The 21,488-nt window shown below is 33.9% G+C and carries 41 protein-coding genes; all 41 read left to right on the forward strand.

Translation table 11 applies throughout. From position 1 onward, the window contains the following. Positions 1-24 precede the first annotated feature (24 nt). The 41 genes from CIL05_RS07580 (at position 25) to CIL05_RS07760 (ending at position 21,414) form a co-directional block, all read left to right on the forward strand. Entirely contained in the window at positions 25-846 is an 822-nt protein-coding gene (locus CIL05_RS07580) for a DNA polymerase beta superfamily protein (RefSeq protein WP_095654921.1), read from the forward strand. Continuing rightward, entirely contained in the window at positions 839-1,813 is a 975-nt protein-coding gene (locus CIL05_RS07585; protein ID WP_095654922.1) for an AAA family ATPase, read from the forward strand. Before CIL05_RS07580 ends, CIL05_RS07585 begins: the two co-directional genes overlap by 8 nt. A 63-nt stretch (positions 1,814-1,876) precedes the next feature. Then, positions 1,877-2,290 (forward strand): hypothetical protein, encoded by a 414-nt coding sequence (locus tag CIL05_RS07590; RefSeq protein ID WP_095654923.1) that lies wholly within the window; start codon positions 1,877-1,879, stop codon positions 2,288-2,290. 59 nt (positions 2,291-2,349) lie between these two features. Continuing rightward, on the forward strand, positions 2,350-4,269 hold the full coding sequence (locus tag CIL05_RS07595; RefSeq protein ID WP_240510140.1) for a PHP domain-containing protein: 1,920 nt from the start codon (positions 2,350-2,352) through the stop codon (positions 4,267-4,269). A gap of 45 nt (positions 4,270-4,314) precedes the next feature. Next, complete coding sequence (locus tag CIL05_RS07600; RefSeq protein ID WP_095654925.1) at positions 4,315-4,773, forward strand: hypothetical protein; 459 nt, start codon at positions 4,315-4,317, stop codon at positions 4,771-4,773. Then, the gene (locus CIL05_RS07605) at positions 4,725-5,372 is read left to right on the forward strand and encodes a hypothetical protein (protein ID WP_165769077.1); all 648 of its coding nucleotides are present in this window, start codon (positions 4,725-4,727) and stop codon (positions 5,370-5,372) included. Before CIL05_RS07600 ends, CIL05_RS07605 begins: the two co-directional genes overlap by 49 nt. Before the next feature lie 291 nt (positions 5,373-5,663). Continuing rightward, positions 5,664-7,670 (forward strand): helix-hairpin-helix domain-containing protein, encoded by a 2,007-nt coding sequence (locus CIL05_RS07610; RefSeq protein WP_095654927.1) that lies wholly within the window; start codon positions 5,664-5,666, stop codon positions 7,668-7,670. 151 nt (positions 7,671-7,821) lie between these two features. After that, positions 7,822-8,538: a 3D domain-containing protein gene (locus tag CIL05_RS07615; RefSeq protein WP_095654928.1), complete on the forward strand. Its 717-nt coding sequence runs from the start codon at positions 7,822-7,824 to the stop codon at positions 8,536-8,538. A gap of 14 nt (positions 8,539-8,552) precedes the next feature. Next, entirely contained in the window at positions 8,553-9,083 is a 531-nt protein-coding gene (locus CIL05_RS07620) for a deoxynucleoside kinase (protein WP_095654929.1), read from the forward strand. 220 nt (positions 9,084-9,303) lie between these two features. Further along, positions 9,304-9,717, forward strand: coding sequence for a hypothetical protein (locus CIL05_RS07630; protein ID WP_095654931.1), 414 nt, complete (start codon positions 9,304-9,306; stop codon positions 9,715-9,717). 13 nt (positions 9,718-9,730) lie between these two features. Continuing rightward, on the forward strand, positions 9,731-10,027 hold the full coding sequence (locus tag CIL05_RS07635) for a hypothetical protein (protein WP_095654932.1): 297 nt from the start codon (positions 9,731-9,733) through the stop codon (positions 10,025-10,027). A 199-nt stretch (positions 10,028-10,226) separates the two neighbouring features. Then, positions 10,227-10,709 carry a hypothetical protein gene (locus tag CIL05_RS07640; RefSeq protein WP_095654933.1) on the forward strand — a complete coding sequence of 161 codons (483 nt, stop codon included), beginning with the start codon at positions 10,227-10,229 and terminating at the stop codon, positions 10,707-10,709. Between the two features lie 27 nt (positions 10,710-10,736). Continuing rightward, on the forward strand, positions 10,737-11,231 hold the full coding sequence (locus tag CIL05_RS07645) for a hypothetical protein (RefSeq protein ID WP_095654934.1): 495 nt from the start codon (positions 10,737-10,739) through the stop codon (positions 11,229-11,231). Between the two features lie 52 nt (positions 11,232-11,283). Further along, positions 11,284-11,823 (forward strand): host-nuclease inhibitor Gam family protein, encoded by a 540-nt coding sequence (locus tag CIL05_RS07650; protein WP_095654935.1) that lies wholly within the window; start codon positions 11,284-11,286, stop codon positions 11,821-11,823. A 345-nt stretch (positions 11,824-12,168) separates the two neighbouring features. Further along, the gene (locus tag CIL05_RS07655; protein WP_095654936.1) at positions 12,169-12,687 is read left to right on the forward strand and encodes a hypothetical protein; all 519 of its coding nucleotides are present in this window, start codon (positions 12,169-12,171) and stop codon (positions 12,685-12,687) included. Positions 12,688-12,702: 15 nt separating this feature from the next. Continuing rightward, on the forward strand, positions 12,703-12,909 hold the full coding sequence (locus CIL05_RS07660) for a hypothetical protein (RefSeq protein WP_095654937.1): 207 nt from the start codon (positions 12,703-12,705) through the stop codon (positions 12,907-12,909). Between the two features lie 6 nt (positions 12,910-12,915). Then, positions 12,916-13,089, forward strand: coding sequence for a hypothetical protein (locus CIL05_RS22160; RefSeq protein ID WP_165769078.1), 174 nt, complete (start codon positions 12,916-12,918; stop codon positions 13,087-13,089). After that, complete coding sequence (locus CIL05_RS07665) at positions 13,089-13,640, forward strand: hypothetical protein (protein WP_095654938.1); 552 nt, start codon at positions 13,089-13,091, stop codon at positions 13,638-13,640. The genes CIL05_RS22160 and CIL05_RS07665 overlap by 1 nt, the downstream gene beginning before the upstream one ends. Further along, on the forward strand, positions 13,633-13,950 hold the full coding sequence (locus CIL05_RS07670) for a hypothetical protein (protein ID WP_095654939.1): 318 nt from the start codon (positions 13,633-13,635) through the stop codon (positions 13,948-13,950). The genes CIL05_RS07665 and CIL05_RS07670 overlap by 8 nt, the downstream gene beginning before the upstream one ends. Beyond that, positions 13,943-14,260, forward strand: coding sequence for a hypothetical protein (locus CIL05_RS07675; RefSeq protein ID WP_095654940.1), 318 nt, complete (start codon positions 13,943-13,945; stop codon positions 14,258-14,260). Before CIL05_RS07670 ends, CIL05_RS07675 begins: the two co-directional genes overlap by 8 nt. Next, a complete protein-coding gene (locus tag CIL05_RS07680; RefSeq protein WP_095654941.1) occupies positions 14,236-15,348 on the forward strand; it encodes a hypothetical protein in 1,113 nt (370 codons plus the stop codon). Before CIL05_RS07675 ends, CIL05_RS07680 begins: the two co-directional genes overlap by 25 nt. 9 nt (positions 15,349-15,357) lie before the next feature. Then, entirely contained in the window at positions 15,358-15,555 is a 198-nt protein-coding gene (locus CIL05_RS07685; RefSeq protein ID WP_095654942.1) for a hypothetical protein, read from the forward strand. Positions 15,556-15,580: 25 nt separating this feature from the next. After that, the gene (locus tag CIL05_RS07690; RefSeq protein ID WP_095654943.1) at positions 15,581-15,835 is read left to right on the forward strand and encodes a hypothetical protein; all 255 of its coding nucleotides are present in this window, start codon (positions 15,581-15,583) and stop codon (positions 15,833-15,835) included. Then, on the forward strand, positions 15,836-16,078 hold the full coding sequence (locus CIL05_RS07695) for a hypothetical protein (RefSeq protein ID WP_095654944.1): 243 nt from the start codon (positions 15,836-15,838) through the stop codon (positions 16,076-16,078). Positions 16,079-16,105: 27 nt separating this feature from the next. Continuing rightward, positions 16,106-16,363, forward strand: a complete 258-nt coding sequence (locus tag CIL05_RS07700; protein WP_095654945.1) for a hypothetical protein — start codon at positions 16,106-16,108, stop codon at positions 16,361-16,363. A gap of 19 nt (positions 16,364-16,382) precedes the next feature. After that, the gene (locus CIL05_RS07705; RefSeq protein WP_095654946.1) at positions 16,383-16,616 is read left to right on the forward strand and encodes a hypothetical protein; all 234 of its coding nucleotides are present in this window, start codon (positions 16,383-16,385) and stop codon (positions 16,614-16,616) included. Between the two features lie 31 nt (positions 16,617-16,647). Then, positions 16,648-16,803: a hypothetical protein gene (locus CIL05_RS22165; RefSeq protein WP_165769079.1), complete on the forward strand. Its 156-nt coding sequence runs from the start codon at positions 16,648-16,650 to the stop codon at positions 16,801-16,803. Positions 16,804-16,839: 36 nt separating this feature from the next. After that, on the forward strand, positions 16,840-17,037 hold the full coding sequence (locus CIL05_RS07710) for a hypothetical protein (protein WP_095654947.1): 198 nt from the start codon (positions 16,840-16,842) through the stop codon (positions 17,035-17,037). A gap of 23 nt (positions 17,038-17,060) precedes the next feature. After that, a complete protein-coding gene (locus CIL05_RS07715; protein ID WP_095654948.1) occupies positions 17,061-17,348 on the forward strand; it encodes a hypothetical protein in 288 nt (95 codons plus the stop codon). A 32-nt stretch (positions 17,349-17,380) separates the two neighbouring features. Next, positions 17,381-17,653: a hypothetical protein gene (locus CIL05_RS07720; RefSeq protein WP_095654949.1), complete on the forward strand. Its 273-nt coding sequence runs from the start codon at positions 17,381-17,383 to the stop codon at positions 17,651-17,653. Positions 17,654-17,697: 44 nt separating this feature from the next. After that, positions 17,698-17,859, forward strand: coding sequence for a hypothetical protein (locus CIL05_RS22170; RefSeq protein ID WP_165769080.1), 162 nt, complete (start codon positions 17,698-17,700; stop codon positions 17,857-17,859). A 33-nt stretch (positions 17,860-17,892) separates the two neighbouring features. Further along, positions 17,893-18,081, forward strand: coding sequence for a hypothetical protein (locus CIL05_RS07725; RefSeq protein WP_095654950.1), 189 nt, complete (start codon positions 17,893-17,895; stop codon positions 18,079-18,081). Positions 18,082-18,108: 27 nt separating this feature from the next. Next, positions 18,109-18,234, forward strand: coding sequence for a hypothetical protein (locus CIL05_RS22785; protein ID WP_276245333.1), 126 nt, complete (start codon positions 18,109-18,111; stop codon positions 18,232-18,234). A 103-nt stretch (positions 18,235-18,337) separates the two neighbouring features. Then, positions 18,338-18,754, forward strand: a complete 417-nt coding sequence (locus CIL05_RS07730; protein ID WP_095654951.1) for a hypothetical protein — start codon at positions 18,338-18,340, stop codon at positions 18,752-18,754. A 3-nt stretch (positions 18,755-18,757) separates the two neighbouring features. After that, positions 18,758-19,021: a hypothetical protein gene (locus CIL05_RS07735; protein WP_095654952.1), complete on the forward strand. Its 264-nt coding sequence runs from the start codon at positions 18,758-18,760 to the stop codon at positions 19,019-19,021. Then, positions 19,018-19,206, forward strand: a complete 189-nt coding sequence (locus CIL05_RS07740) for a hypothetical protein (protein WP_095654953.1) — start codon at positions 19,018-19,020, stop codon at positions 19,204-19,206. Before CIL05_RS07735 ends, CIL05_RS07740 begins: the two co-directional genes overlap by 4 nt. 75 nt (positions 19,207-19,281) lie before the next feature. Further along, the gene (locus CIL05_RS07745) at positions 19,282-19,476 is read left to right on the forward strand and encodes a hypothetical protein (RefSeq protein WP_095654954.1); all 195 of its coding nucleotides are present in this window, start codon (positions 19,282-19,284) and stop codon (positions 19,474-19,476) included. Next, the gene (locus CIL05_RS07750) at positions 19,477-19,734 is read left to right on the forward strand and encodes a hypothetical protein (RefSeq protein ID WP_095654955.1); all 258 of its coding nucleotides are present in this window, start codon (positions 19,477-19,479) and stop codon (positions 19,732-19,734) included. Positions 19,735-19,771: 37 nt separating this feature from the next. Next, positions 19,772-19,915, forward strand: coding sequence for a hypothetical protein (locus CIL05_RS22175; RefSeq protein WP_165769081.1), 144 nt, complete (start codon positions 19,772-19,774; stop codon positions 19,913-19,915). Positions 19,916-19,945: 30 nt separating this feature from the next. Beyond that, positions 19,946-20,140 carry a hypothetical protein gene (locus CIL05_RS07755; RefSeq protein WP_095654956.1) on the forward strand — a complete coding sequence of 65 codons (195 nt, stop codon included), beginning with the start codon at positions 19,946-19,948 and terminating at the stop codon, positions 20,138-20,140. Continuing rightward, entirely contained in the window at positions 20,140-21,414 is a 1,275-nt protein-coding gene (locus CIL05_RS07760) for a ribonucleotide-diphosphate reductase subunit beta (RefSeq protein ID WP_095654957.1), read from the forward strand. Before CIL05_RS07755 ends, CIL05_RS07760 begins: the two co-directional genes overlap by 1 nt. Positions 21,415-21,488 lie beyond the last annotated feature (74 nt).

Below are 21,488 nucleotides of genomic sequence, written 5' to 3' on the forward strand. Positions count from 1 at the left end.
AATATTACAAAGGAGATGAAATCAATGAGTAAATTAATCAACAATCTCAGCGAACAAAAAGAAATCTTAGAATCGCAAGGCTACTCAGTAGCATATATTTGTATTTATGGCAGCCAAAATTACAACCTTGATATCCACACAGATGATTATCAATCTGATATTGATATGAAAGCAATCATCGTTCCAACATTAGACGATCTAATCCAAGATAGTAAACCAGTTTCTACAGTAGTTGACACAGAATGGGGTCAATGTGACATCAAAGATATAAGACTATATTTTAAAACTTTATTGAAAGCTAATCCCGCATATATTGAAACATTATACACTGATTACTATGTAGTTGATAGTAAGTTTGACAACGAATTTGAACAGATTTTTAATCTTAGGGATAATTTAGTTGAAACACTGAAAGCTCAAATGATACGTGCTATGTATGGCATGATGAAAGAGAAAGAGAAAGCCATGTGTCATCCATATCCTACAATTGCACACAAGATTGAGAAGTATAAATTTGATGGCAAGCAGACACACCACATTTTGAGATTGTGGCTAATGATGGAAGATTACTATAATCATGGAAAAAACATGAAAGAATGTATGTATCCAGATGCAAAATTAACAGAGTTGCTCATCGATCATAAGTTAAATAAATTGCCTTTTGAAACAGCTTTAGAAGATGTTAACGATGTAATGAAACTGGCAAAGGAATTTAAAGATGAAGTTTTAAATAATATTGATGAGAATAAGGTTGATTATTCAGTAAAGGGTGATTTTCTAAAATTGTCTCAGGAGATTATTAAAAGTAGAATAATCGAAGAATCGAAAGGAGTACAATATGACTAAATTAATAGTAATGGTGGGCTTACCAGCTTCTTTTAAGTCTACCTATGCCAAACAATTAGCTAAAGAACACAATGCGACAATACTATCCTCTGATGATATTCGAGAAGAGTTGCTAAATGATGTCAATAATCAAGATAATAACTCTAAGGTGTTTGAAGTAATGAATAAACGTGCTAAACAGTTACTCCAAAAAGGCAATAATGTCATACTAGACGCAACGAATATTAATCGCAAACGCCGCAAACATCTAATCAATCATGAGTTGAAAATGGCAGATGAGAAGATCGTATATTACATGAATACCCATGTAGACGATTGTGTAGAGAGCGACTTAAATAGAGATAGATCTGTAGGTAAAGAAGTGATTATGAAGATGTATAAATCGATGCAGATCCCTGTGAAAAACGAAGGTTGGGATGAGGTTGTCATAATTAATCCTGAGATGAATGAAGCTCACGAGGAAAGAAAAACCTTAGAGAATATTATAACTCAGAACAAAAATTATGAGACAGTAATGAGTACGCTTTCTCATTATATGAACGACTTCAAGAAAATTCATGAACTTCCACACGATTCTAAATATCATTCATTTTCGGTTAGTAGGCATACTTATCATGTGTTTGATTATATAAGAGATCGTACAGATGATTTAAGACTGCTGTGGGCTGCACTGTTTCATGATGTTGGAAAGGGATATACTAAGTCGTTTATCAATTATAAAGGTGAGAAGACTAGATATGCGAGCTTTTTGGGGCATGAAAATATTTCTGCACAGATTGCTTTATACGCTTTATTGGAATTAGGATATGATACTGAATTTGCTACAAGGGTGTCTGCTTTGTGTCAGTTTCATATGTATCTTATGAGTGCAGGAGATAAGAAGATGAATGAGATTCAAGAAATGTTGGGCAATGATTTATATGAGGATTTGATGATATTGCATTGGGCTGATATGCAAGCGAAGTAAAGGTTGACAATGGTCTATGGATAATAAATAATATAATACATATAATAGGAGTGTGATGTCATAATGAGCAATAAAGAATATCCAACAGCAAAAGAGTTGTTAGACAGTGGAAAATGGAAGCTACATAAGACGATTAAAGATAAGCTTGCAGGTTTGTATGTATATGTAGAAGAAATCAATGAAGGTGAGAGTAAGAAATATAGAATACATAAGATGAATTTCTTCACAAAACGTGGTGTGCTAGTATATGGAAGTTTGAGTGTTATTTTAGGGTCAGTTAAATGGTTGTTGAATCTCATACAGAAAGAAATGGGTGATGCAGCGTTGGGTGAAATATTGGATGAGATTAAAGAGATGAGATTGGCGAGGAAGCATAGGTTGGATACAGGGAAGTCGTTTGGAACTGGGCAGGGATTTAGGAGTATGGATGATGTGGATAGGGAAGTTGAGAGGATTTTAAGGAAGGTTAGTAAATAACAGTTGACTATAGATAAATAATGTTATATAATCTATACATAAAGAAAGGAGATGTTCAATTGTTGCAAAACAAACCAAAATTCATAAACCTCCATTGCCACTCGGATGTGTCAAATATTCGGCTTTTGGATTCTACAAATTCAATTCAAGCTTTACTAGAGACGGCAGTAAAGATGAATTATCAGGGGCTGGCACTAACGGATCATGAGGCATTGTCAAATCATCTTAAAGCTATTAAAACAGCGAGAAAAATGAAAGAGAACGGTACTATGTCAGAATCGTTCCGTATTATTCTTGGAAATGAATTGTACCTTATAGATTCGTTAGAAGAAGTGAGAGATAACTATCAATCTGGAGTAACTAAATTTCCACACTTCTTAATTCTTAGTAGATCGGAAGTCGGTCATGAGCAAATGCGTATACTCAGTAGTCGTGCATGGTCACGAAGTTTCAGAACTGGGCTTATGGAAAGAACGGTAACACTCAAGTCAGATATTGAAGAAATTGTAAAGCCAAATCAAGGTCATATTATTGCAAGCTCTGCCTGTCTCGGGAGCGAAATCAATATAAGATTACTTGCTATTAAAGAAGCTAATGAGAATAGTGATGAACAAGCTGCACAATTACATAGAAATAAATTAAATGAATTTATACTATGGTGTATTGATGTATTCGGTCAAGATTACTTCTTTATTGAATTGCAACCAGCTTTAAGTGAAGAACAAATATATTGTAATAAAGAATTAATCAAAATTGCAGATTTCTATAAGTTGAAACGAATTATAACAACAGATGCACATTATCCCCGTCCAGAAGATCGTGCTATTCATGAAGCATTTTTAAACGCTAAGGAAGCAGAGAGGGAAGTTGCTAGTTTTTACGAAGCGTGTTTTTTAGCCAATGTGGATGAAATTTATGAAAGAATGAGTTATATAGATACAGAGATTCTTGACGACGCCATCTCCAATACACAATTAATTGGAGATATGGTAGAAGATTATACATTAGAGAAAGATACAGTAATACCTAAAATTGATTTACCAAAGTTTGAAGTTAGACATATATTTAAACCAGCTTATAGCAAATATGAATATATTGAAAAAATGGCAAATTCTGATGAAGAACAGAACAGATATTTAGTAAAGCTAATCGAAGATGGGTTCGAGGAAAAACTAAAGACTCCTGAACTAACACAAGAAAAGTTTCACCAAATTTTAGCAAGAATTGATATAGAACTAAGTGAACTATGGGAAATAGGACAGGAAATCAATCAAGCTATGGGCAGTTATTATATTACGGTTTCTGAAATAATCAGAATAATATGGGATGATGAATGTGGAGGTGACAGTCTCGTTGCTCCGGGTAGAGGATCAAGTTCAGGATTTATTTTAAATTATTTACTTGATATTACTCAAATTAACCCATTAGAATATGGAATTGAAATGCCACACTGGAGACATTTACATAAAAGTCGTCCCGATATTGGAGCATTGGACATTGACATTGATACAGAAGCAAATAAACGTCCTAGAATTATTCAAGCTCTAAAAGACCATTTTGGAGAAGATAGAATCTTACAAGTAGCTACATTTGGAACAGAAACATCTAAAGCAGCTATAACAACAGCGTGTAGAGGATTAGGATATGATTCAGATATTGCCTTACACTTAGGTAGCATGATTCCTTTTGAGCGTGGTAAAAATTGGAGTATAAGCGATTGTTTGTATGGCAATGAAGAGAAAGATAGAAAACCAGTTAAAGAGTTTATTAATGAGATTGAACGCTATCCTAAGTTAAAAGAAACTGCATTGGGATTGAATGGTCTAATTTCCAAGAGGGGAGTACACGCGGGAGGAGTCGTATTATTTCCTGATATATACTACAAAACTAGCTCATTAATGCGAGCACCCAATGGAACTCCTATTACAGCCTATTCGTTAGATGATGTTCAGGCTATGTCGAATATTAAATTTGATTAACATTATATTGCTCGCAACTCACACAATAATGAGAGGGGCGAGAAAATGGCAAAAATTCACAGAGAAAAATATTACAATCAAATCTTAGAGTTATTTAGAAAAGGAAATAACATGTCCACTATAGCAGAAATACTTAATATTAATCGATTAGATGTAAGAAAGGTTTTGGAGGAGAATAAATTATATCAGCCAAGCTATTTAAAATTACGAAATGACTATGATAAGATGGTTATTAAAGTTAAAAAATATTATGTTGACGATAACCTTTCTGCGGTTGAAGTTGCTGAAAAAGCAGGTATTTCTGACAGGTCTGTTATTAGATTATTAAAAGGCATGAATATTCCAATCAGACCTCAATCTTATTACGTGACAACAAATTCAGTTAACGAGAAAGCTTTTTCAGAATACACTCCCGAAAGCGTGTATTGGCAGGGTTTATTGCTGGTGATGGCTGTGTGTTCAATCGTCGAACAGATAGAGATGCAGATTATGCACATGTGTTAACCATTGGACTCTCGTATAAAGATAAGTCACACTTAGAAAAGTTTAAGGAATTTGTTGATTTTTCAGGAGATTTATACATAGATAAAGATCGCACTAAAATTACAATAACAATAAATAGCAGGCGGTTGGTAAAAGACATAATGGAAAAATATGATATAACTAAAAATAAAACAGATACTTATACACCTCCTGACAAAATCCCATCTCATCTAAAAAAATATTTTGTGTTAGGTCTTTTTGATTCAGACGGTTCAATGACAAAAATAAATAGACCCAACAAAGCTGTAAACGGACATGTTAAAGGATTATATGTTTTTGGAATGAGTTTTACAGGCACTATGGAAACAATTATCTATATTAGAAATTTTTTTGGTAGTACTGTAAAAGAAACTAAAAGACGTGAAAATGATTCAAACAATTATACAATCTTGTTTCAGGGTAATATTCAATTAATCAAATATGGCTCTAAGTTGTATGATAAATACTCTAAAAAGTTTTGTATGAAAAGAAAATATAAAAAATACTGTGAGTTGCTTGAGCAATATAATATAGTCGTCCATGATGGTAACATTATGGATTATGAGCTGGTGAACCTGTAAATGCAGGGTGTGTCTTAGATAAGATGCTAACAGGGGAAGCCTAAGTCATAATTAAAAAATATGATATGGTAATCCTGTGCCAAGCCTTTGTGTACAAAGGAAGGTGCAACGACTATTCCGAGAGGAAGTAGGTTATGGGTGAAATTCCTATAGCCGAAGTGCCAGCCAGCCCCAAGGGTTGAAGATATAGTCTACTCCGACTGAATCAATCAGTGTTAAAGTATCTCGAAAGAGACGGTAGAGAGGTTACTTACAATTGAAGCATTAGATAAAATACGTGTTACATTAGACTTGCTTGTTGAAAACGGAGAAATAGAAAAACAAGAAACATTGAAAGATACATTTAACAAATATTTACACCCAGACGCAATAGACAAAGAAAGTAAAGAGGTTTATAAAATTTTGGGAAATGATACTACAGCAGATATTTTTCAGTTCAGTACAGATTTGGCACGAGACGCGATTACCAAGGTTAAACCTAGTAACTTAATTGAGACAGCATCTGTAAATTCACTTATGAGGCTAATGTCAGATACTGGGGAGCAACCAATTGATACCTTTGTTCGATTCAAAAACGATATAAGCTTATGGTATCAAGAGATGAAAGATTACGGCTTGAATGAATCAGAGATTGAGGTAATGGAAGAACATTTACTGATTTTAAATGGAATTTCCGAAAGTCAGGAAAATATTATGACTATTACAATGGATAAACGAGTTGCAGGCTTCTCAGTCAAAGATGCGAACCGCCTTAGAAAAATTATCGCAAAGAGTAATCGAGATGCAGTTGCGGATATGAAGCAGTATTTTATGGACAGTGGATTAAAATTAGGGAACAGGCAAGAAATTTTAAATTATGTGTGGAACGTGCAGGTGTTCCGACAATTATTATACAGTTTTTCCACATTACACGTAATTCCATATACGTTAGTAGCTTTGCAGGAAATCAACCTTAATTTACATTACAATCCTATTTATTGGCAGACGGCTTGCTTAACTGTTAACAGCGGTGGCATGGATGATGAAGAAGAGGCTATTAAAAAACAATCCTCAAATTATGGGAAAGTCGCAGCGAGTATAGGAGAAATGCAGGAACGTAACGTAAAAGTGTCCTTGCCCAACATCAATAAAGCAGGTTTTGGCTTTACGCCAGATATTGAAAATAATGCAATCATATTCGGATTAAAGGGTCTCGTGGGCGTAGGGGATGACGCAGTACACACAATAATCCAAAATCGTCCATACACATCATTCTCAGATTTCCTAACTAGACTACACACCACCAAACTACTTAAGAATGGTCACGTTGTACAACTAATCAAAGCAGGATGTTTCGACGAATTTGATTCACGTATCAACATAATGAAACAATATGTAAATCACACATTTGCACCTAGAAAGAACTTAACATTAGCATCCTTTAACACAATATTACAGCTAGGCAACGATATACTACCAGACGAGTTATCTATCAATGTACGCTATTATCGTTACAGACAGCACATATACAAGCACTCAATAGGCAAGTCACCTGATCGTAAAACTAAGAATCGGCTATTCTTATTAGACAACATCTCAACTGAGTTTCTATATGAGCATTTCTCAGAGTCCTGTATAGTAGACTACGATGAGAATACAAGTTTACCAATAGTAGCTGAGTGGCTCTTTGAAAAAGAATATGATAAGAAGATGGAAGTTGTAAAAGAATGGTTGACTCAAGAATCAACTTTACAATTGGTTAATGATAAATTGTATCAAGAGGAATGGGATAATACAACTAAGAATGAGAGCATGGAAGCTGGAGAAATGTCAAGCCTATCTTATTATTACACAGGGCATGAGTTAGAACACCTAGACACAGAGAAATATGATATATCCAACTTCTCTGAGCTTTCAGAAGAACCGATACCGGTACGTGATTTCCAATATAAAGGACAGACAAGACATGAATATCAAATTTCTAGGCTGGCAGGGACTATCTTAGACAAAGACAAAAACAGACATACAGTAACCATCCTAACAACTGATGGGGTAGTTGTTGTCAAAATGTACGCAGGTGCGTACAGTCACTACTCAAGACAGATATCGGAACGTGGAGCAAATGGTAAGAAAACTGTTATTGACAAGAGTTGGTTCAATCGTGGCAACAAAGCACTTTTTGTGGGATTCAGACGTGGCAATCAATTCGTCTTACGTAAGTATCGTAATACGATTTATCAACACACTATTGCTTTGATTGATGATATAGATGAGAATGGTGACTTATCACTTACAACTGAGCGTGTTAATATGGATTAAAAACAAATCTTCCAAATAACAGTTGACTATAACTAAACAATATTATATAATGTATATACAACATCAAATACATATCAAGAGGAGGTGAACATCTTCACCAAGATTAACACAGTTATCATCAATAAGCTCCACCAACTGAAAGGACGGTTTCATGCTACACAATAATATGAACAACATCAATACAATCAACAACACAAGAACAACAGTTTTTACTTTTATCTGCGCAACTATCATCTTAACAACAGGGTTAATCAATTATCAAGTTACACAGAAGAAAGAAGAATTGGAAGAAGCAAATGAAGGATTAGGGAATAATGTGTCTGAATTGGACGCAGAGGTCAATGACTTATCCAGTGATATATCTGAACTTAATACAGATATAAAAGAATATAATAATACTATCACAAAACAACAAGAAAAACTTAAAGAATTGAAAACAGATAAGGAACAACTCAAAAAAGATAATAAAAAACTAAACAATACTATACAAAAGAAAGATGAAAAGTTAGATGGTTTAGTCCAATTATCAAACACTTCGAGGAATAAGTCTAAGTCAGCTAAAACCACAAGTACGACCAAGACAATGGAAGTTACTGCTTATACCGCATCTTGCAAAGGCTGCTCGGGGATTACTTATAAAGGAACTAATGTTCAAAATACAAAGTATCACCCCAGTGGATATAGAATCGTAGCAGTTGATCCGAATGTTGTTCCATTGGGTACATTGATTGAAGTTAATGGTGAAACCTACATCGCAGACGACATTGGCAGCGCCATAAAAGGAAATCGTTTAGATTTACTATTCAGTTCTAAATCGAATGCATTACAGTTCGGAAGGCAGCAATTGAAAGTTAACATCTTAAATTAAAAGGAGGGTCTCACATGAATATTTTGATAGATGGAGTAGATGCTTCAGGCAAGAGCACTGTAGCACATAAATTAAGCGATAAGCTAAATATGTTAGAAGTAAGAGGATCTTCCTTTGAATTGGCTGACTGCACCAACGAAGAATTATACAAACACTTCACAAAGGTTGCCAACCTAGACAATGCAATAATTCAGAGGGGAATCTACTCTAATCGCACGTATGCAACTCTATACCAAGATTACGCAATCTTATCACATGAACAACGTACAACAATCGAAGATAAATTTAAAGACAATACAGTGGTCATCTATTTAACCGCACCAGAAGAAACAATCATCAACAGACTAGAAGAACGTGGAGATGATTATGTCACCACTGACAAAGTTTCATCTATTCTAGGATTATACAAAACTGTAATGACAGATGCAATCTCCAACAGTGTGGCAGTATTAACATATGATACATCCAAGTTATCCAGTGATGAAATTGTGGAAGATATCATTAAAGTCATACAAGAGCCTGAAGAACATTTATCAGATGAATAATAATATATTAACAAACGTAAAGTACATATTGGATAATTATGGAGAACATATTACTAATGACAAACAACTCATTCTAATGTATTGGAAGATAATCGATGAGGTTGAAATAAGCAAAACGTTTATCTCAACCGTCGATTTTCTAAATCTTAGCACAAATGTAGCAGATATTCTAAGCGGCAAGATACTATTAGAAATCATGGAAAAGGAAGGACTATAAATTATGATGATATTTTTTGGATTGGTATTATTAATCACATATCTATGTCTACTCACAGTAGGTAATATTAAATTAGATGGTACTGATAAAGAAACAGAATCCATGTCTACAGAGGAGCAAATTAAGCTTATCATTAAAATGGGCGTTTTTGTTATCGGAGTATTTTCCATATTAATAATCGAGGCGCTCTTTTTAATCAACGCATTAAGTATTGACATGTTCCTATACCCAACAGTGGGCATGTTAGTTTTAGCGATCATCGGTTGGGTGAGAGGCGTAACAACTGTAAAGAAACATAAAAAGCATCCAGAACTAAAAGAATATAATAAAAAGAAAAATCGCACAGTATTTGGAACAATTGCACAGATACTAAAAATAGCATATTTTGCTTACATACTATTTCTATTAATATTCTAAGGAGGGAAATGTATTGTTTCTAATCAGAGACCATGACGGACATGTACATAGCAAAGTTAAAGATCCCGGTGTAGTAATAGATAAGAAAACTGGAACACTCATTATGATAGGTGAGGCTTCAAAGATGGAAGATTATCGTTTATCACTCAAAAACAGATACGAATCCTTTGGTGCATTTGCATTATCCAAAGATTTAGTTACTATGAAAATCTCCAAAGATCAAGATGAGATTGATAAAGTGTTTCAGATTACTGGTTATGTTAAAACATTGTATGATAATTTGATTAAAACAGTAGAAGAGGAGGTGTGAATATGATTTATCCCATTATTACTATGATCTTGTGGTTGATTATTAGAGTTATACATTCTCTAGATCACAAAAACACAAATCCAGCAACTTTATTGTTTGGTTTATGGTTGGCAATATCTGTGATAATTATGAGTCAAATTAGCATAATTATGTATTAACTTTAAACAACAATCAATTTCCATAGAAAGGATGTTACTTAGTGAAGCAAATACAAACAATTGAAATCAACTTAGAAAATTTAGAGACAATTATTATACATAGGCAGCATGTTGGATATTTTGAATTAAATAATATCACAAGAAATTTACGCAGAAAAACTCTCAAAGACGTAAGTGAAAATTTTATTGTTTTAGAAGTGTTTATGCAAATCTCATCTGAAGCTAATACAATGGACAGTTATGTAGAGGATGATTATAGTCTCAAACCATTTGAGCGAATCGTCTCACATAGCGATATCACATATTTTGTTATTAATTATGATGATGGATCGCAAGAAGAATTGCATTTACATTGGCATGGGAAAAATGATAGCGCAAATGATGCACAGTCTAGCGTTATAAACGAAGCTACTGGTGATTTATATTTAGCAATCAGTCAAACCGAACCAGTGCAAACTTACTTCAAAGAGGAAATAGAAGATAAACGTAAGTTGAGATTGTGGAAAGAATTAAAAGAGGATTAATATTATATAATTAAAAGGAGAGATAATATGTATTCATCGGAAGATGTTCAAAAAGCTACATCATTTACACTTATTACTGGCGTAGGATTTAATGAGGATACAAGGTTACATAAAGTTTACGATCTATGCGAATTAAGCAATGGCGGAGAAGTGGTTCACAAAGATGATAAAGGATATACTTGGCTACATGCATACAATGATGAGTTAACCAATGAAGCAAAATGCGCAATTCAATCTGGGGCTATTATTTATCACATTCCAGATGAAGAACCAACTAAAGCAGATGATGAAATCAATACAACTCAGATCAACACATTCCATATTAACCAAATCGATAAAGTACACCATTCTGATCCATTGTTGTTTGAGCTTACGGTACGAACAGATGCAGCAGGAAAAGCATTGTTGGATTCCATTCAGACAGAAATCGAAGCTAACGGTGAACTGGAAACATTACACAAGCAACGTGAAGTTATAGATGAACGAATTGATGAACTGCAAGCCAAGTTGAGAGGATATTAATTAGTAATCACCAATAAACGAAAATAATATTATACATAAGGAGAATGTTAAAATGATACAAGATAGTTGGGAACTAGAAGTAACAGAAGAAGAAATTGAAAATATTGACTTTGCACAACTAGAAAGTTGGAAAGTGGATAAATACATTGAACTTGTCAAAGAAAATAACGAAACAATTAAAAAATACGAAGAGATATTAGAAAAACGTAAAGCTGAATTAGATTTTCATTTTAAAACTAAAGAGGAAAAATTACTGAAGACGAATCACTTTTTGCTGACTACATTGAATACATATGCAAAAACACAAAAAATGCAGAAAGCAAAAACACAGAGTAAATACACTTCGCTTGCGGGTGACATAGTTATTAAACAGCCACAAGACAAACTAGTGAAACCAACCACTAAAGATATTGAAGCAATTGAAAAACTATACCCTGAATTTGTTGAAAAGGTAGAAACAAAGAAAATAAATTGGAAAGACTTAAAACCTAAATTTGTTATACAGGCTGGCACGGTCTACGATCAAGAGACCGGAGAGGCAATCGAAGCAATTAAATATGAAACAACCGAAGAAACTACAGAAGTAAAATAATCACATACAAAAAACATTTTAAATATAATATTATTTATCCATTGACATAATCTAATAACCATGTTATTCTATTAATAGACATAAAGATAAATAATATTATATTTATTTATATAAGAAGCTTAATCAAGTCACAATATAGAAACACTCGTTCCAATTTAAGGTAAAATCATCCTATTTTCTCGTATCGTCACACACAAGCCGATACAGACGTTTTATAATTTTACAACCTATTGCATGTAAAGTTAATTAGGACTATCACATGACACCTTGAAACGACCCAGTATTCAAAAATAGACCGAAATTTCATCACACAATAAAAGACGCATTTTAATGGGAGGGATAAATATGAAAATATTCAAACGATTATTTAAAAGCGATAAAGAAACCATCGATTCAGATACTTCTTCTAGTTTTTCTGATGAAATAAATCCAAAGGTAGAATTAAAATGTGTTGGTACATATAGTTTTGATGTTATCGAAAATCCAGAAAGTGTAGAGGAATTTACTCAAAGAATGAGTGAGGAAGGTTTTCGTGGTTGGTACGCTCCTCCATATTATACGTATCATATCATTGTGAATTTTAAAGCAAATGTGAAATACAACAATTCCAATTTTGATGTTGCTGATGGCTTTAAAATGGGCACATACTCAGAAAACGAAGCCTATACTTATCTATACAGATTGCTAAAAGAAGGTGGGGAAGCAGAAGTGTTTAACGATAAACTGAAGAATAATATTGTAGCAAGTTTAGACAACCAACTTCAAGAAAATAGTATAGAGTCGATTAAATCATATCTGGAAAACAACGAACCATTAGCTTTCGACTTTACATTTAAAACAGATAAGACTGAAAATATGCAGTAGAAAGGAAAACAACCAATGAAAATCGGAGACAAAGTTAGAAACATTCACAACAATACAGAAGGTTATCTAGTTTACTCGACTTTTGGCGCAAGTGTTAGTGGTTTTGATACGAATGAAGATGATGTCACATATCATTTTCAAACACTTGGACAGTCGATCGACAACTATGCTAAAGATTGGGAACGAATATATAAATTTAAATATAATATGAAAGGGAGGTGACTATAGATGAATATACAAACTACGCTTTATCCGGATAGCAGGGTTATCTACAACTCAGACAACCACATATTAACAATCATGAGCAGCAATAACAAATTTGAACTTAAAGTACATCCAATGGTGTTAGAAGGTATCGTTGAAAATTTAAGTGAAGAATTAAAACTAAAGGAGGATGAATAGTGGGGAAGATTAAAGTTACGAAGAAACAGGCTAAAATACTAGACTATTTTAAAAAGAATTACGAAAGAACTATGGGAGATTTAACATATGGCAATTTTTATTTAGCTTTATGCGATGGATACGAAGTTGAACCAGAGTTTGAGATTGGGGAATTTACAAAGATCAATAATGATGAATTAAATCTCACAAGGAAAATACTCAGTATATACCAGATCAATAAAACAAAATTTGCGGATCTAGAGAGTGCGGAACAAATACCAATAAGCATGTTAATTAAACTGTCGCCAGAGGAAATCAAACAGGAAAGAGAGTGGAGATGGTGGAATAAACATGATAGAAAAATAGGCGAATTGAGAAAAGGCGACACCTTAATTAGTAATACAGGATGCTTATTCTTTGTTCGGGATTCAAATGGTATAGCAGCTACAGTGACTAACGCAACAACAACGCAACGATCCGAAGCTACAATCAATATTAAAACATACTTCAATGATGGTGCTAAGGTGCATTGTTTTGCTGAAGGCAGATTGGATTTGAATGTAGATGAGTAAACGAATGGAAGAGATAAAGGAACGTTTTAAGTCAGTCGGAGATGGGGACATTAATTGGCTTATCCAACAAACAGAGCATGTGAAGGAATTAGAGAGGCGAATATCATTTGATGAAAAGTTCTATAGTGGTAAGATTAAAGAACTCTTGGCAAAAAAGATCCACTACAAACAGGCATTGGAGTTTTATGCAGATGAAGAAAACTATGAATTATGGGGAGATTTTGATGGTTTAAACGAACATATCCATAATGTTGATTTTGATAAAGGAGATAAGGCGCGTCAAACACTAAAAGGAGAATCAAATGGTTAAATCATATCTGAGAGGTCACGCAATTGAATATGTGAATGATCAATGGAAATACAGTGACACAAAAGAGTTAACAGCAGAAACTCATCATCTAAGATCATGTGGATACTGCCACAAGAAGGCAACGCCAGAAGGTCATGACGCTTGCTTAGGAACATTGCCAAATGTGATGAACGCATGTTGTGGACATGGAGAAACAAATGAAGCGTATGCACAATATTGGGATAAGTCAATAATTCGTGGTGTTGAAGCTATTAAAACTTTTGAGGTTTTGAAAGGAGAGTCAAAATGTCTAAATTTGAATTGTCAATAGCTAAAGATTATGTGCCAACGTGGAACTACATAGATGCTGTTCGAGAGCTATTTCAGAACGCATTAGATCAACAGACTATCACTGAAGACAATGAAATGTTTTTTGACTACAATCCAGAAACAGAAATTTTATCAATTGGGAATAAATTATCTATATTGGATACCAGCTCACTACTACTTGGTGCTACAACTAAAGCAGATGAAGATGAAACAATTGGTCAATTCGGTGAAGGTTATAAGATTGCAACTTTAGTGTTAACAAGAGAGAATCATCCAGTAACATTTTACAACTATGGAGCTAAAGAAGTTTGGCAACCAAGGTTTGTTAACTCAAGGAAATATAGAGCAGAGGTGCTTACATTCTTTGTAGATAAAAAATATCCGTGGCAAGGAATACCTCATCACAATCTTGTCATTACAGTTGAGAATATTACTCAAGAACAATATGACAGTATAATTGAAACTAACTTACACCTACAGGATATCGGAGAACATTTTAGCACAGATAAAGGCAGGATCTTATTGGATGATAGATATAAAGGAAAAGTGTTCGTCAGTGGACTGTTTATTTGTGATTACTCTAATTATCATCACGGATACGATTTTAAACCTAAAGAGTTATCCATTGACCGAGATAGAAAACTGGTTGACAACTTTGATTTAAGATGGTTAGCTTCTCAGATGTGGCTAAAACAAACTAGCGATGAAATGAGAGAGATCGCATCCGATCTAATAATAAGTGACGCTGCCGACACGGAGTTTGTAAAACACGTAGGATTTGACAGAGAGAATTTTGTAAAAACGGCTAACCATGTATATAGTTCCTTCAAGAAAGAATATGGAGATGGTGCAATTCCTATATCCAGTCAAGAGGAATTAGAGAGTATTAGTGGTAATGTTAAACCTATTATGGTGTCAAGTGAATATAAAAATGTTGTCAAATCTAGTTCACATTATGCAGAGCCTGTTAGATTGTATAAACCGTCTCCAAAAGAACGAATGGAAGAGTGGTTGGAAAAATATGAGCAACAAATACCTAGTGAAGCTTTTTATGAGCTGGAATTGATTGTGAAGGACTTAGAGAATTGAGGTGAACAAATGAATAATTATCGAATAGCGGGATTCCTAAAAATATTGATGATATGGATAATTGTTATGACAGCACTAACAGGGATTTATGCTGCTTCAGGATCAGGTTTGACATTGCTTATAGGAGTAATCTTTTCATGGCTTGTGGCAGGGGCAATGTATGTTCAGGATAAGCAATTGAAGAAAATTTGGAATGACAATAACTAATAAGTATTATAAAATGAGGGGAAATATGCGCAAATATGAGTGTACCATGTCGTTTGATCTAGAAGAATACGATGAGAACGGAAATTCAATTGAAAACGAAACATTAACTGTGAATGTTGGAACTGTCTGGAGTGAAGATGATAAATCCTCATACAACTTTGTTGCAGGTAGTGACGCTTATCGACTTGTTCAAATCACTAAGGATGAACATAGCAGATGGATCGAGATATATGGAGATAGGTTGGAAGAGTGTTTTACAGAATTAGAGGAGGATAAATAAATGAGCTTGGTAAAAATTGATTTATATGGCGGGAAGTATACAGCATTACATGACGAAGGTCATGGTGGAGTCACTGTTTTGCGTTACGGTGAAGCATGGAGAAATGAAACTGGTGATGGATTTATTCTTGCTATGATTCAGGAGATTATAAGTCTACGAGAAGAATTAGAAATCGCAAGGGAAACGGGCAACGAAAGAGAAGCTCTTGCATATGAACGAGGGTTAATTGGCGGTACAAAATAAAATATAAATTCTTTATGAGGTGAAGAAATGCTTGATGAATCAAAATACAATGAATTTGAATTGAGCATTATGTCGCTACATGACCATGCACTAATCATGAATGAGTACAAGAATATTGGGATAGATACTGTCCCTGTAGATATTTATTTAGAATTATTGGGCTTAATGATCAACTATGTAAGAGATATTTGCAATGTGGTAAACGAATATGATGATAAAATGCTATCACAGGAGGAGCAGTTAAATAGTCTCTTGGATTACATCAAGAAAAAACAAAATAATTGAGAAAAGGAGAGGAATTAAAATGAGTGACCACTTTAACAATAACAAGAAAGTACTTTGGCTAGGTGTAAATGGAATGGAATATATTAGTTGGGAAAACTCAGATGTAATTATTGAGTTTGATCCATATTATTATCCGATGCCGTCACATGTTATCCAACACAGTAAAAAAATACTGACTGAAGACGACATGTTTGATGCTTTAAGCAATGGAAAATGGCATGTAAATACTTATGAAGAAGTGTTGCATGAGTAACATAATTTATCGAGAAAGGATGCGAACTCAATTGGAAATTGAATTAAATCGAAAAGAACTTGAAACAGCAATACAAGATTATATTTTTAAAAAGCTAGGTAATGCAGCTTATATTGATGGGTTTAAAACAATTGCAGGCAATAGTTATGTCAGTATTGACTGCGTTGTTGCGGAAGTGAAGGAATGACTAAAACACGAATCAAGACAAGAGGGGGTTGACTAAATGAATAATAATGTAATTTTAACAGATGATGAGCTATCTTTAATAATGACATCTTTAGTTTTCATCAGTGTTAGCTATGATAAATACTTTGAGAAGAATGGCGTTGAAGGTTTGGACAACGAAACAATTGACGCTTACAGTGATTTTAAAAGGTTGCATGAGAAACTGCACAAGGAATATTTTGACTTAAATCAATAATTCTGTAAGAAGGAGGAAGTAAAATGAAAAACATTCGACACTGGATCAGGTTCAAGATTAGAAATTATTTGGGGGTAAATCAACTGGAAAATAACTACAAGCGAGAAAAGAAAAAGTTGCAGGATAAGTTGGATATTACATATGATGAACTGCAATATTTAAAAGCCGACATTGAAATAGCCGAAACAACTATTGCAACCATGAGTGGTGAAATCGAATTACTTGCCACTAGCAAAGCGGATATCTTGTTTGTGGGAGATATTGCAGATCAAATGGATGATATTGCAACTAAGACAAGCAATAGAAAATAGAAATGAATCATATCGAGAAAGGAGATGATTAAATGGAGCTAGGTAGCAAAGAATGGTTCGAAGCATTGGAGAAGAATGTAAAATTTCCTAAAACTGTTGCATTTTACGTATCAAATCGAGGAAAAGTATACTCGCAAATTGTAGATACTAAAGCAGAATCTCCTATGAATATAAAATATGAGAAAATACAGCCTTCTTTATTACTAAGTGGCGAACGAACTGCGCTGGTAAGAGTTAAGCGACTTGATAACTCGAAAGAATACTATAGTTTGAGCAAAGAGTTGCATGAGGCTTGGGGTAAATAGCACCTTAAAATAATGAATTTATCGAGGAAAAGGAGGAGTAATTAATGAAATTGTTAGATCATTTAAATTTATACTTTGGGAATGAAGCAAGTAATATGAAGGAATTTGTTAAAGACTTCAAAGATGAGTACGAAGGTGGAGAAGAAGATGCCTTTATAGCTTTATTGATGTTTCTTAACTCTTATAGCAAAGTAGAATCACAATAAGAGATTTCATTTAATGAGAAAGGAGAGAAGAGAATGGATGAACAGTTATCTAAAGCTCTGAATGACATCTTTGCGTGGTCACAGCATATTAGGGTAGAGGCACAGAAAAAAGGAAATGATGGCATTGACGACGATGCGCTGATAATCCAAGAAATAATTGAAGACTATCTTCACGGACTTAATATTGATCCAACAGAAGTAATTGATTTAAACTCACGTTAAAAGGATTGTTTTATAGGAGATGATTAAATGGAACTCACAGACTTAGCATTAGAGATTGAAAGGTTTTTAGTTAGTAAAGACATAAAGGCTTCAGATATAACAGTTAACCAGTTAATAGATGAGTTATACAACGATGGATTTGAAGAGTTATAAAATTAATACCATATAATATTATTTGTCTATTGACAGATTGAAACCACCGTGGTAAGATGAATACAGATTGATGGACAAATAATATTATATAGGAGGAGTACAGATGGAAATTGATTATGAAGAAAGTCTTAAGGCAGTTAGAGATGTCTTGGTAAACTTTCCAAAACAACATAAGTTTAATCTAGAAGAATTAGATAGGTTACATAAAGAGGAGATTGATTTACTTCACGTAATTGAGCTAGTATCGCTGAATGCCGCAGAGGTATTTTTAATTCCCTACAAGCAATTGCAAACAGTTTTGCAAGAAAGAAGGAAGTTGAAAAAGGAAAATGAATTTCTTGAACGTATCTTACAACTTACAAAACAGCCTAAAATGGGCGAAAAGCAAATTAACCAAGCTATTGGGGATGTTAGGAACATTAAACATAATCAGAGTATTAGAACTTATAGGATGAAAGCTCGTAAGGATTTACAACACCTGATTGATAATCGTTCCATTAAAATTAAAGTGGGGAACTGAATCATGAGAAACATACTAGGCTACATATCAATCGTTATAGCGGTACTTGTTGGTATTAATATAGGATTATACTTCACAGCAAGTGGGTACTATGATATTGCCACATCGGCGCAGCAAGGATACATGAATTCTATATTCAGTAATGGTACTTTTATGTTGGGAGTAGCTAAGATTATATTTGCAGGAACAGTGGGATTTATATCATCAATTATAGCTTTAATTCCTGCATGGTTGTTGTTAAGAAATGAAGGAGGCGGAAACAAATGAAAGCAGAAATTAATGGAATTGTAGTAGAAGGTACACCGGAAGAAATTTACGAATATGTTAAGCTGTCAAAACGAGATAAAAAGTCTACAAAATCAAAAGCAGACTCAGAATTTGTTAAGCGGTTAGTATTTGGTGATCTACAAGCCAATGAAATCATCAAAGATATAAACAACAGCTATTCATAATTCTGATGATAAGCTTGACAATAGACAAATAATATTATATAATTAACATATACTAATTAAGAAAGGAGAATTCATATGAGTGAAATTTCACAACAAGAAGGATTACTAGATTTATTAAATCAGGCACAAGCGACATTGGATGAAGTTTTCTTCCAGTTAGATGGCGGTCATATCACAGTTTCTGAGGAAGCGTTGAGCGATATGGAAAGTGTATTAGGAAGAGCGAAGCTGGTGCAATATCAGCTAACATCAAATGTGGAAACAAGTTAAATGTATACGTACATATGCGATCTGTGCGGTGGTAGTCCGAGTGCAAAAGATAGATATGCATTAATATTCAATGATGGTAAAGATAAGGCACAAATTAGAGGACATAAAGATTGTATTGATCAAATCGAAGCTCAGTTTGCCAAAGTAAGACAAAAGATTAAGAAGAAAAGTAAAGGTAAAACTGAGAAAATTGTATCGGTAAAAGAACAGTTTGCAGCAATGGAGATGGAGTTAGAAGATTACAGGGTAGAAATGTAACAGTAGATTGACAACACCTTTAAAGGAGGTGAGAATAATGCAAACAACTAGCGAGTTAAAGACAGAAATTTTAGATGATCAATTGTTTAATGCAGATAAATCTAATTTAGACAATAGATTGCGAGAATTAGTGTCAATTGATGATGTTATAGGCTTGTGGAATGACGAAATCATTCAATAGTTAAATAATATTATAATGGAGGTAATCACAATGAATCAGACAGACTTAGATAATCGATATAAGACGGATACGCAGGCTTTAAGAGAACAGTATGAGTTAGAGGTAGGTAAAGCTTATACCGAGGTTGTGAGTAGCTTAGAACAAGAAGAAGATGATGATTACTTAGATGGTACGCTTAAAGTATCTAGAAATAATAAGTACGATGATGAAGGAGACTTGATTTAATGACGGCTATTGCTAAGGATAGGGGTAATAAAATCAGGAAGAGAAATGGCTTACTAGTTGATTTTCAAACAAGCAAAATCACACAGGCTATTGAAAATGCAGGAGAGGAAACAGGAGAATTTGGGGGAAAAGAGTCAGAAAAATTGTCTCAGCAAGTAGTGAATAGTTTGGGTGAAATAAATGAGCTTACAGTGGAGAATATACAAGACATTGTAGAATCTGTTTTGCTCGATTCAAAATATAAGACTACCGCTAAAGCGTATATCATTTATCGTGAACAAAGAAATCAACTACGTAAACCTGATGTTTTTAAACAGAGATTAAACTTAAAACCTTATGAGTATCCTCAAGTTATTGAGTATCAACATGCAATTCAACACTCGTATTGGCTACATACAGAATTTAACTATACGTCAGATATTCAAGATTTCAAGACTAATGTAACTGAATCTGAGCGTAATGCAATTAAGAATGCAATGCTAGCTATTGCACAGGTTGAAGTAGCTGTAAAAAACTTTTGGGGAGATCTACATAATCGTATGCCTAAGCCTGAGATTGGAGCTGTAGGAGCAACGTTTAGCGCAAATGAAGTCATTCACCATGATGCATACTCTCATCTACTAGAGATTCTAGGATTGAATAGTGAGTTTGAACGTATCCAAGAGATTCCTGCCTTGTCCAAACGTGTAAACCATTTAACACAAGCATCTAAGTATGCCAAGTCGGAAAGCGATAGGGACTTTACAATTTCAGTGGTTCTGTTCTCTCTATTCATTGAACACGTATCACTATTCTCCCAGTTTTTGATCATCATGTCTTTCAACAAGCATAAAAATATCTTCAAAGGTGTTTCAAACGTCATTGAGGCGACTTCTAAAGAAGAGCAGATTCATGGATTGTTTGGAATTGAGTTGGTAAATATCATCAGAGAAGAAAATCCCGAATGGTTTGACGAAGATATGAAAAGAAAAGTTTATGAAGCTTGTCAAAATTCTTTTGAGTCAGAGATGGAGGTTATTGATTGGATCTATGAAGGTGGAGATTTAGACTTCCTTCCGAAAAATATAGTAAAAGAGTTTATCAAAAATCGTCTAAACAACTCTCTGAAAGGTACGGGTTTTGATCCTATCTTTGAAGTTGATGAGGAATTAGTAGAAAAGACTGACTGGTATGATGATGAAATTTTGGCTACAAAGCATGTTGATTTCTTTGTCAAAAGATCTGTTAACTATACCAAGAGAAGCCAAAGCTTTGACGCAAGCGACTTGTTCTAAAGGAGGAAACATGCGTAATTATGAATTAACATTTTTATATGATTGTATAGTTGGCAGTGTTCCCATGTATGAGG

The sequence above is a fragment of the Virgibacillus profundi genome (genome assembly GCF_002287375.1).
GTDB classification, from domain to species: domain Bacteria; phylum Bacillota; class Bacilli; order Bacillales; family Amphibacillaceae; genus Virgibacillus_K; species Virgibacillus_K profundi.

What these genes read in the sequence shown, in the direction of transcription:
- CIL05_RS07580 (WP_095654921.1), top strand. Translation starts at nt 25, where the DNA reads ATGAGTAAATTAATCAACAATCTCAGCGAACAAAAAGAAATCTTAGAA.
- CIL05_RS07585 (WP_095654922.1), top strand. Translation starts at nt 839, where the DNA reads ATGACTAAATTAATAGTAATGGTGGGCTTACCAGCTTCTTTTAAGTCT.
- CIL05_RS07590 (WP_095654923.1), top strand. Translation starts at nt 1,877, where the DNA reads ATGAGCAATAAAGAATATCCAACAGCAAAAGAGTTGTTAGACAGTGGA.
- CIL05_RS07600 (WP_095654925.1), top strand. Translation starts at nt 4,315, where the DNA reads ATGGCAAAAATTCACAGAGAAAAATATTACAATCAAATCTTAGAGTTA.
- CIL05_RS07615 (WP_095654928.1), top strand. Translation starts at nt 7,822, where the DNA reads ATGCTACACAATAATATGAACAACATCAATACAATCAACAACACAAGA.
- CIL05_RS07620 (WP_095654929.1), top strand. Translation starts at nt 8,553, where the DNA reads ATGAATATTTTGATAGATGGAGTAGATGCTTCAGGCAAGAGCACTGTA.
- CIL05_RS07630 (WP_095654931.1), top strand. Translation starts at nt 9,304, where the DNA reads ATGATGATATTTTTTGGATTGGTATTATTAATCACATATCTATGTCTA.
- CIL05_RS07645 (WP_095654934.1), top strand. Translation starts at nt 10,737, where the DNA reads ATGTATTCATCGGAAGATGTTCAAAAAGCTACATCATTTACACTTATT.
- CIL05_RS07650 (WP_095654935.1), top strand. Translation starts at nt 11,284, where the DNA reads ATGATACAAGATAGTTGGGAACTAGAAGTAACAGAAGAAGAAATTGAA.
- CIL05_RS07655 (WP_095654936.1), top strand. Translation starts at nt 12,169, where the DNA reads ATGAAAATATTCAAACGATTATTTAAAAGCGATAAAGAAACCATCGAT.
- CIL05_RS07660 (WP_095654937.1), top strand. Translation starts at nt 12,703, where the DNA reads ATGAAAATCGGAGACAAAGTTAGAAACATTCACAACAATACAGAAGGT.
- CIL05_RS22160 (WP_165769078.1), top strand. Translation starts at nt 12,916, where the DNA reads ATGAATATACAAACTACGCTTTATCCGGATAGCAGGGTTATCTACAAC.
- CIL05_RS07670 (WP_095654939.1), top strand. Translation starts at nt 13,633, where the DNA reads ATGAGTAAACGAATGGAAGAGATAAAGGAACGTTTTAAGTCAGTCGGA.
- CIL05_RS07675 (WP_095654940.1), top strand. Translation starts at nt 13,943, where the DNA reads ATGGTTAAATCATATCTGAGAGGTCACGCAATTGAATATGTGAATGAT.
- CIL05_RS07680 (WP_095654941.1), top strand. Translation starts at nt 14,236, where the DNA reads ATGTCTAAATTTGAATTGTCAATAGCTAAAGATTATGTGCCAACGTGG.
- CIL05_RS07685 (WP_095654942.1), top strand. Translation starts at nt 15,358, where the DNA reads ATGAATAATTATCGAATAGCGGGATTCCTAAAAATATTGATGATATGG.
- CIL05_RS07690 (WP_095654943.1), top strand. Translation starts at nt 15,581, where the DNA reads ATGCGCAAATATGAGTGTACCATGTCGTTTGATCTAGAAGAATACGAT.
- CIL05_RS07695 (WP_095654944.1), top strand. Translation starts at nt 15,836, where the DNA reads ATGAGCTTGGTAAAAATTGATTTATATGGCGGGAAGTATACAGCATTA.
- CIL05_RS07700 (WP_095654945.1), top strand. Translation starts at nt 16,106, where the DNA reads ATGCTTGATGAATCAAAATACAATGAATTTGAATTGAGCATTATGTCG.
- CIL05_RS07705 (WP_095654946.1), top strand. Translation starts at nt 16,383, where the DNA reads ATGAGTGACCACTTTAACAATAACAAGAAAGTACTTTGGCTAGGTGTA.
- CIL05_RS07710 (WP_095654947.1), top strand. Translation starts at nt 16,840, where the DNA reads ATGAATAATAATGTAATTTTAACAGATGATGAGCTATCTTTAATAATG.
- CIL05_RS07715 (WP_095654948.1), top strand. Translation starts at nt 17,061, where the DNA reads ATGAAAAACATTCGACACTGGATCAGGTTCAAGATTAGAAATTATTTG.
- CIL05_RS07720 (WP_095654949.1), top strand. Translation starts at nt 17,381, where the DNA reads ATGGAGCTAGGTAGCAAAGAATGGTTCGAAGCATTGGAGAAGAATGTA.
- CIL05_RS22170 (WP_165769080.1), top strand. Translation starts at nt 17,698, where the DNA reads ATGAAATTGTTAGATCATTTAAATTTATACTTTGGGAATGAAGCAAGT.
- CIL05_RS07725 (WP_095654950.1), top strand. Translation starts at nt 17,893, where the DNA reads ATGGATGAACAGTTATCTAAAGCTCTGAATGACATCTTTGCGTGGTCA.
- CIL05_RS22785 (WP_276245333.1), top strand. Translation starts at nt 18,109, where the DNA reads ATGGAACTCACAGACTTAGCATTAGAGATTGAAAGGTTTTTAGTTAGT.
- CIL05_RS07730 (WP_095654951.1), top strand. Translation starts at nt 18,338, where the DNA reads ATGGAAATTGATTATGAAGAAAGTCTTAAGGCAGTTAGAGATGTCTTG.
- CIL05_RS07735 (WP_095654952.1), top strand. Translation starts at nt 18,758, where the DNA reads ATGAGAAACATACTAGGCTACATATCAATCGTTATAGCGGTACTTGTT.
- CIL05_RS07740 (WP_095654953.1), top strand. Translation starts at nt 19,018, where the DNA reads ATGAAAGCAGAAATTAATGGAATTGTAGTAGAAGGTACACCGGAAGAA.
- CIL05_RS07745 (WP_095654954.1), top strand. Translation starts at nt 19,282, where the DNA reads ATGAGTGAAATTTCACAACAAGAAGGATTACTAGATTTATTAAATCAG.
- CIL05_RS07750 (WP_095654955.1), top strand. Translation starts at nt 19,477, where the DNA reads ATGTATACGTACATATGCGATCTGTGCGGTGGTAGTCCGAGTGCAAAA.
- CIL05_RS22175 (WP_165769081.1), top strand. Translation starts at nt 19,772, where the DNA reads ATGCAAACAACTAGCGAGTTAAAGACAGAAATTTTAGATGATCAATTG.
- CIL05_RS07755 (WP_095654956.1), top strand. Translation starts at nt 19,946, where the DNA reads ATGAATCAGACAGACTTAGATAATCGATATAAGACGGATACGCAGGCT.
- CIL05_RS07760 (WP_095654957.1), top strand. Translation starts at nt 20,140, where the DNA reads ATGACGGCTATTGCTAAGGATAGGGGTAATAAAATCAGGAAGAGAAAT.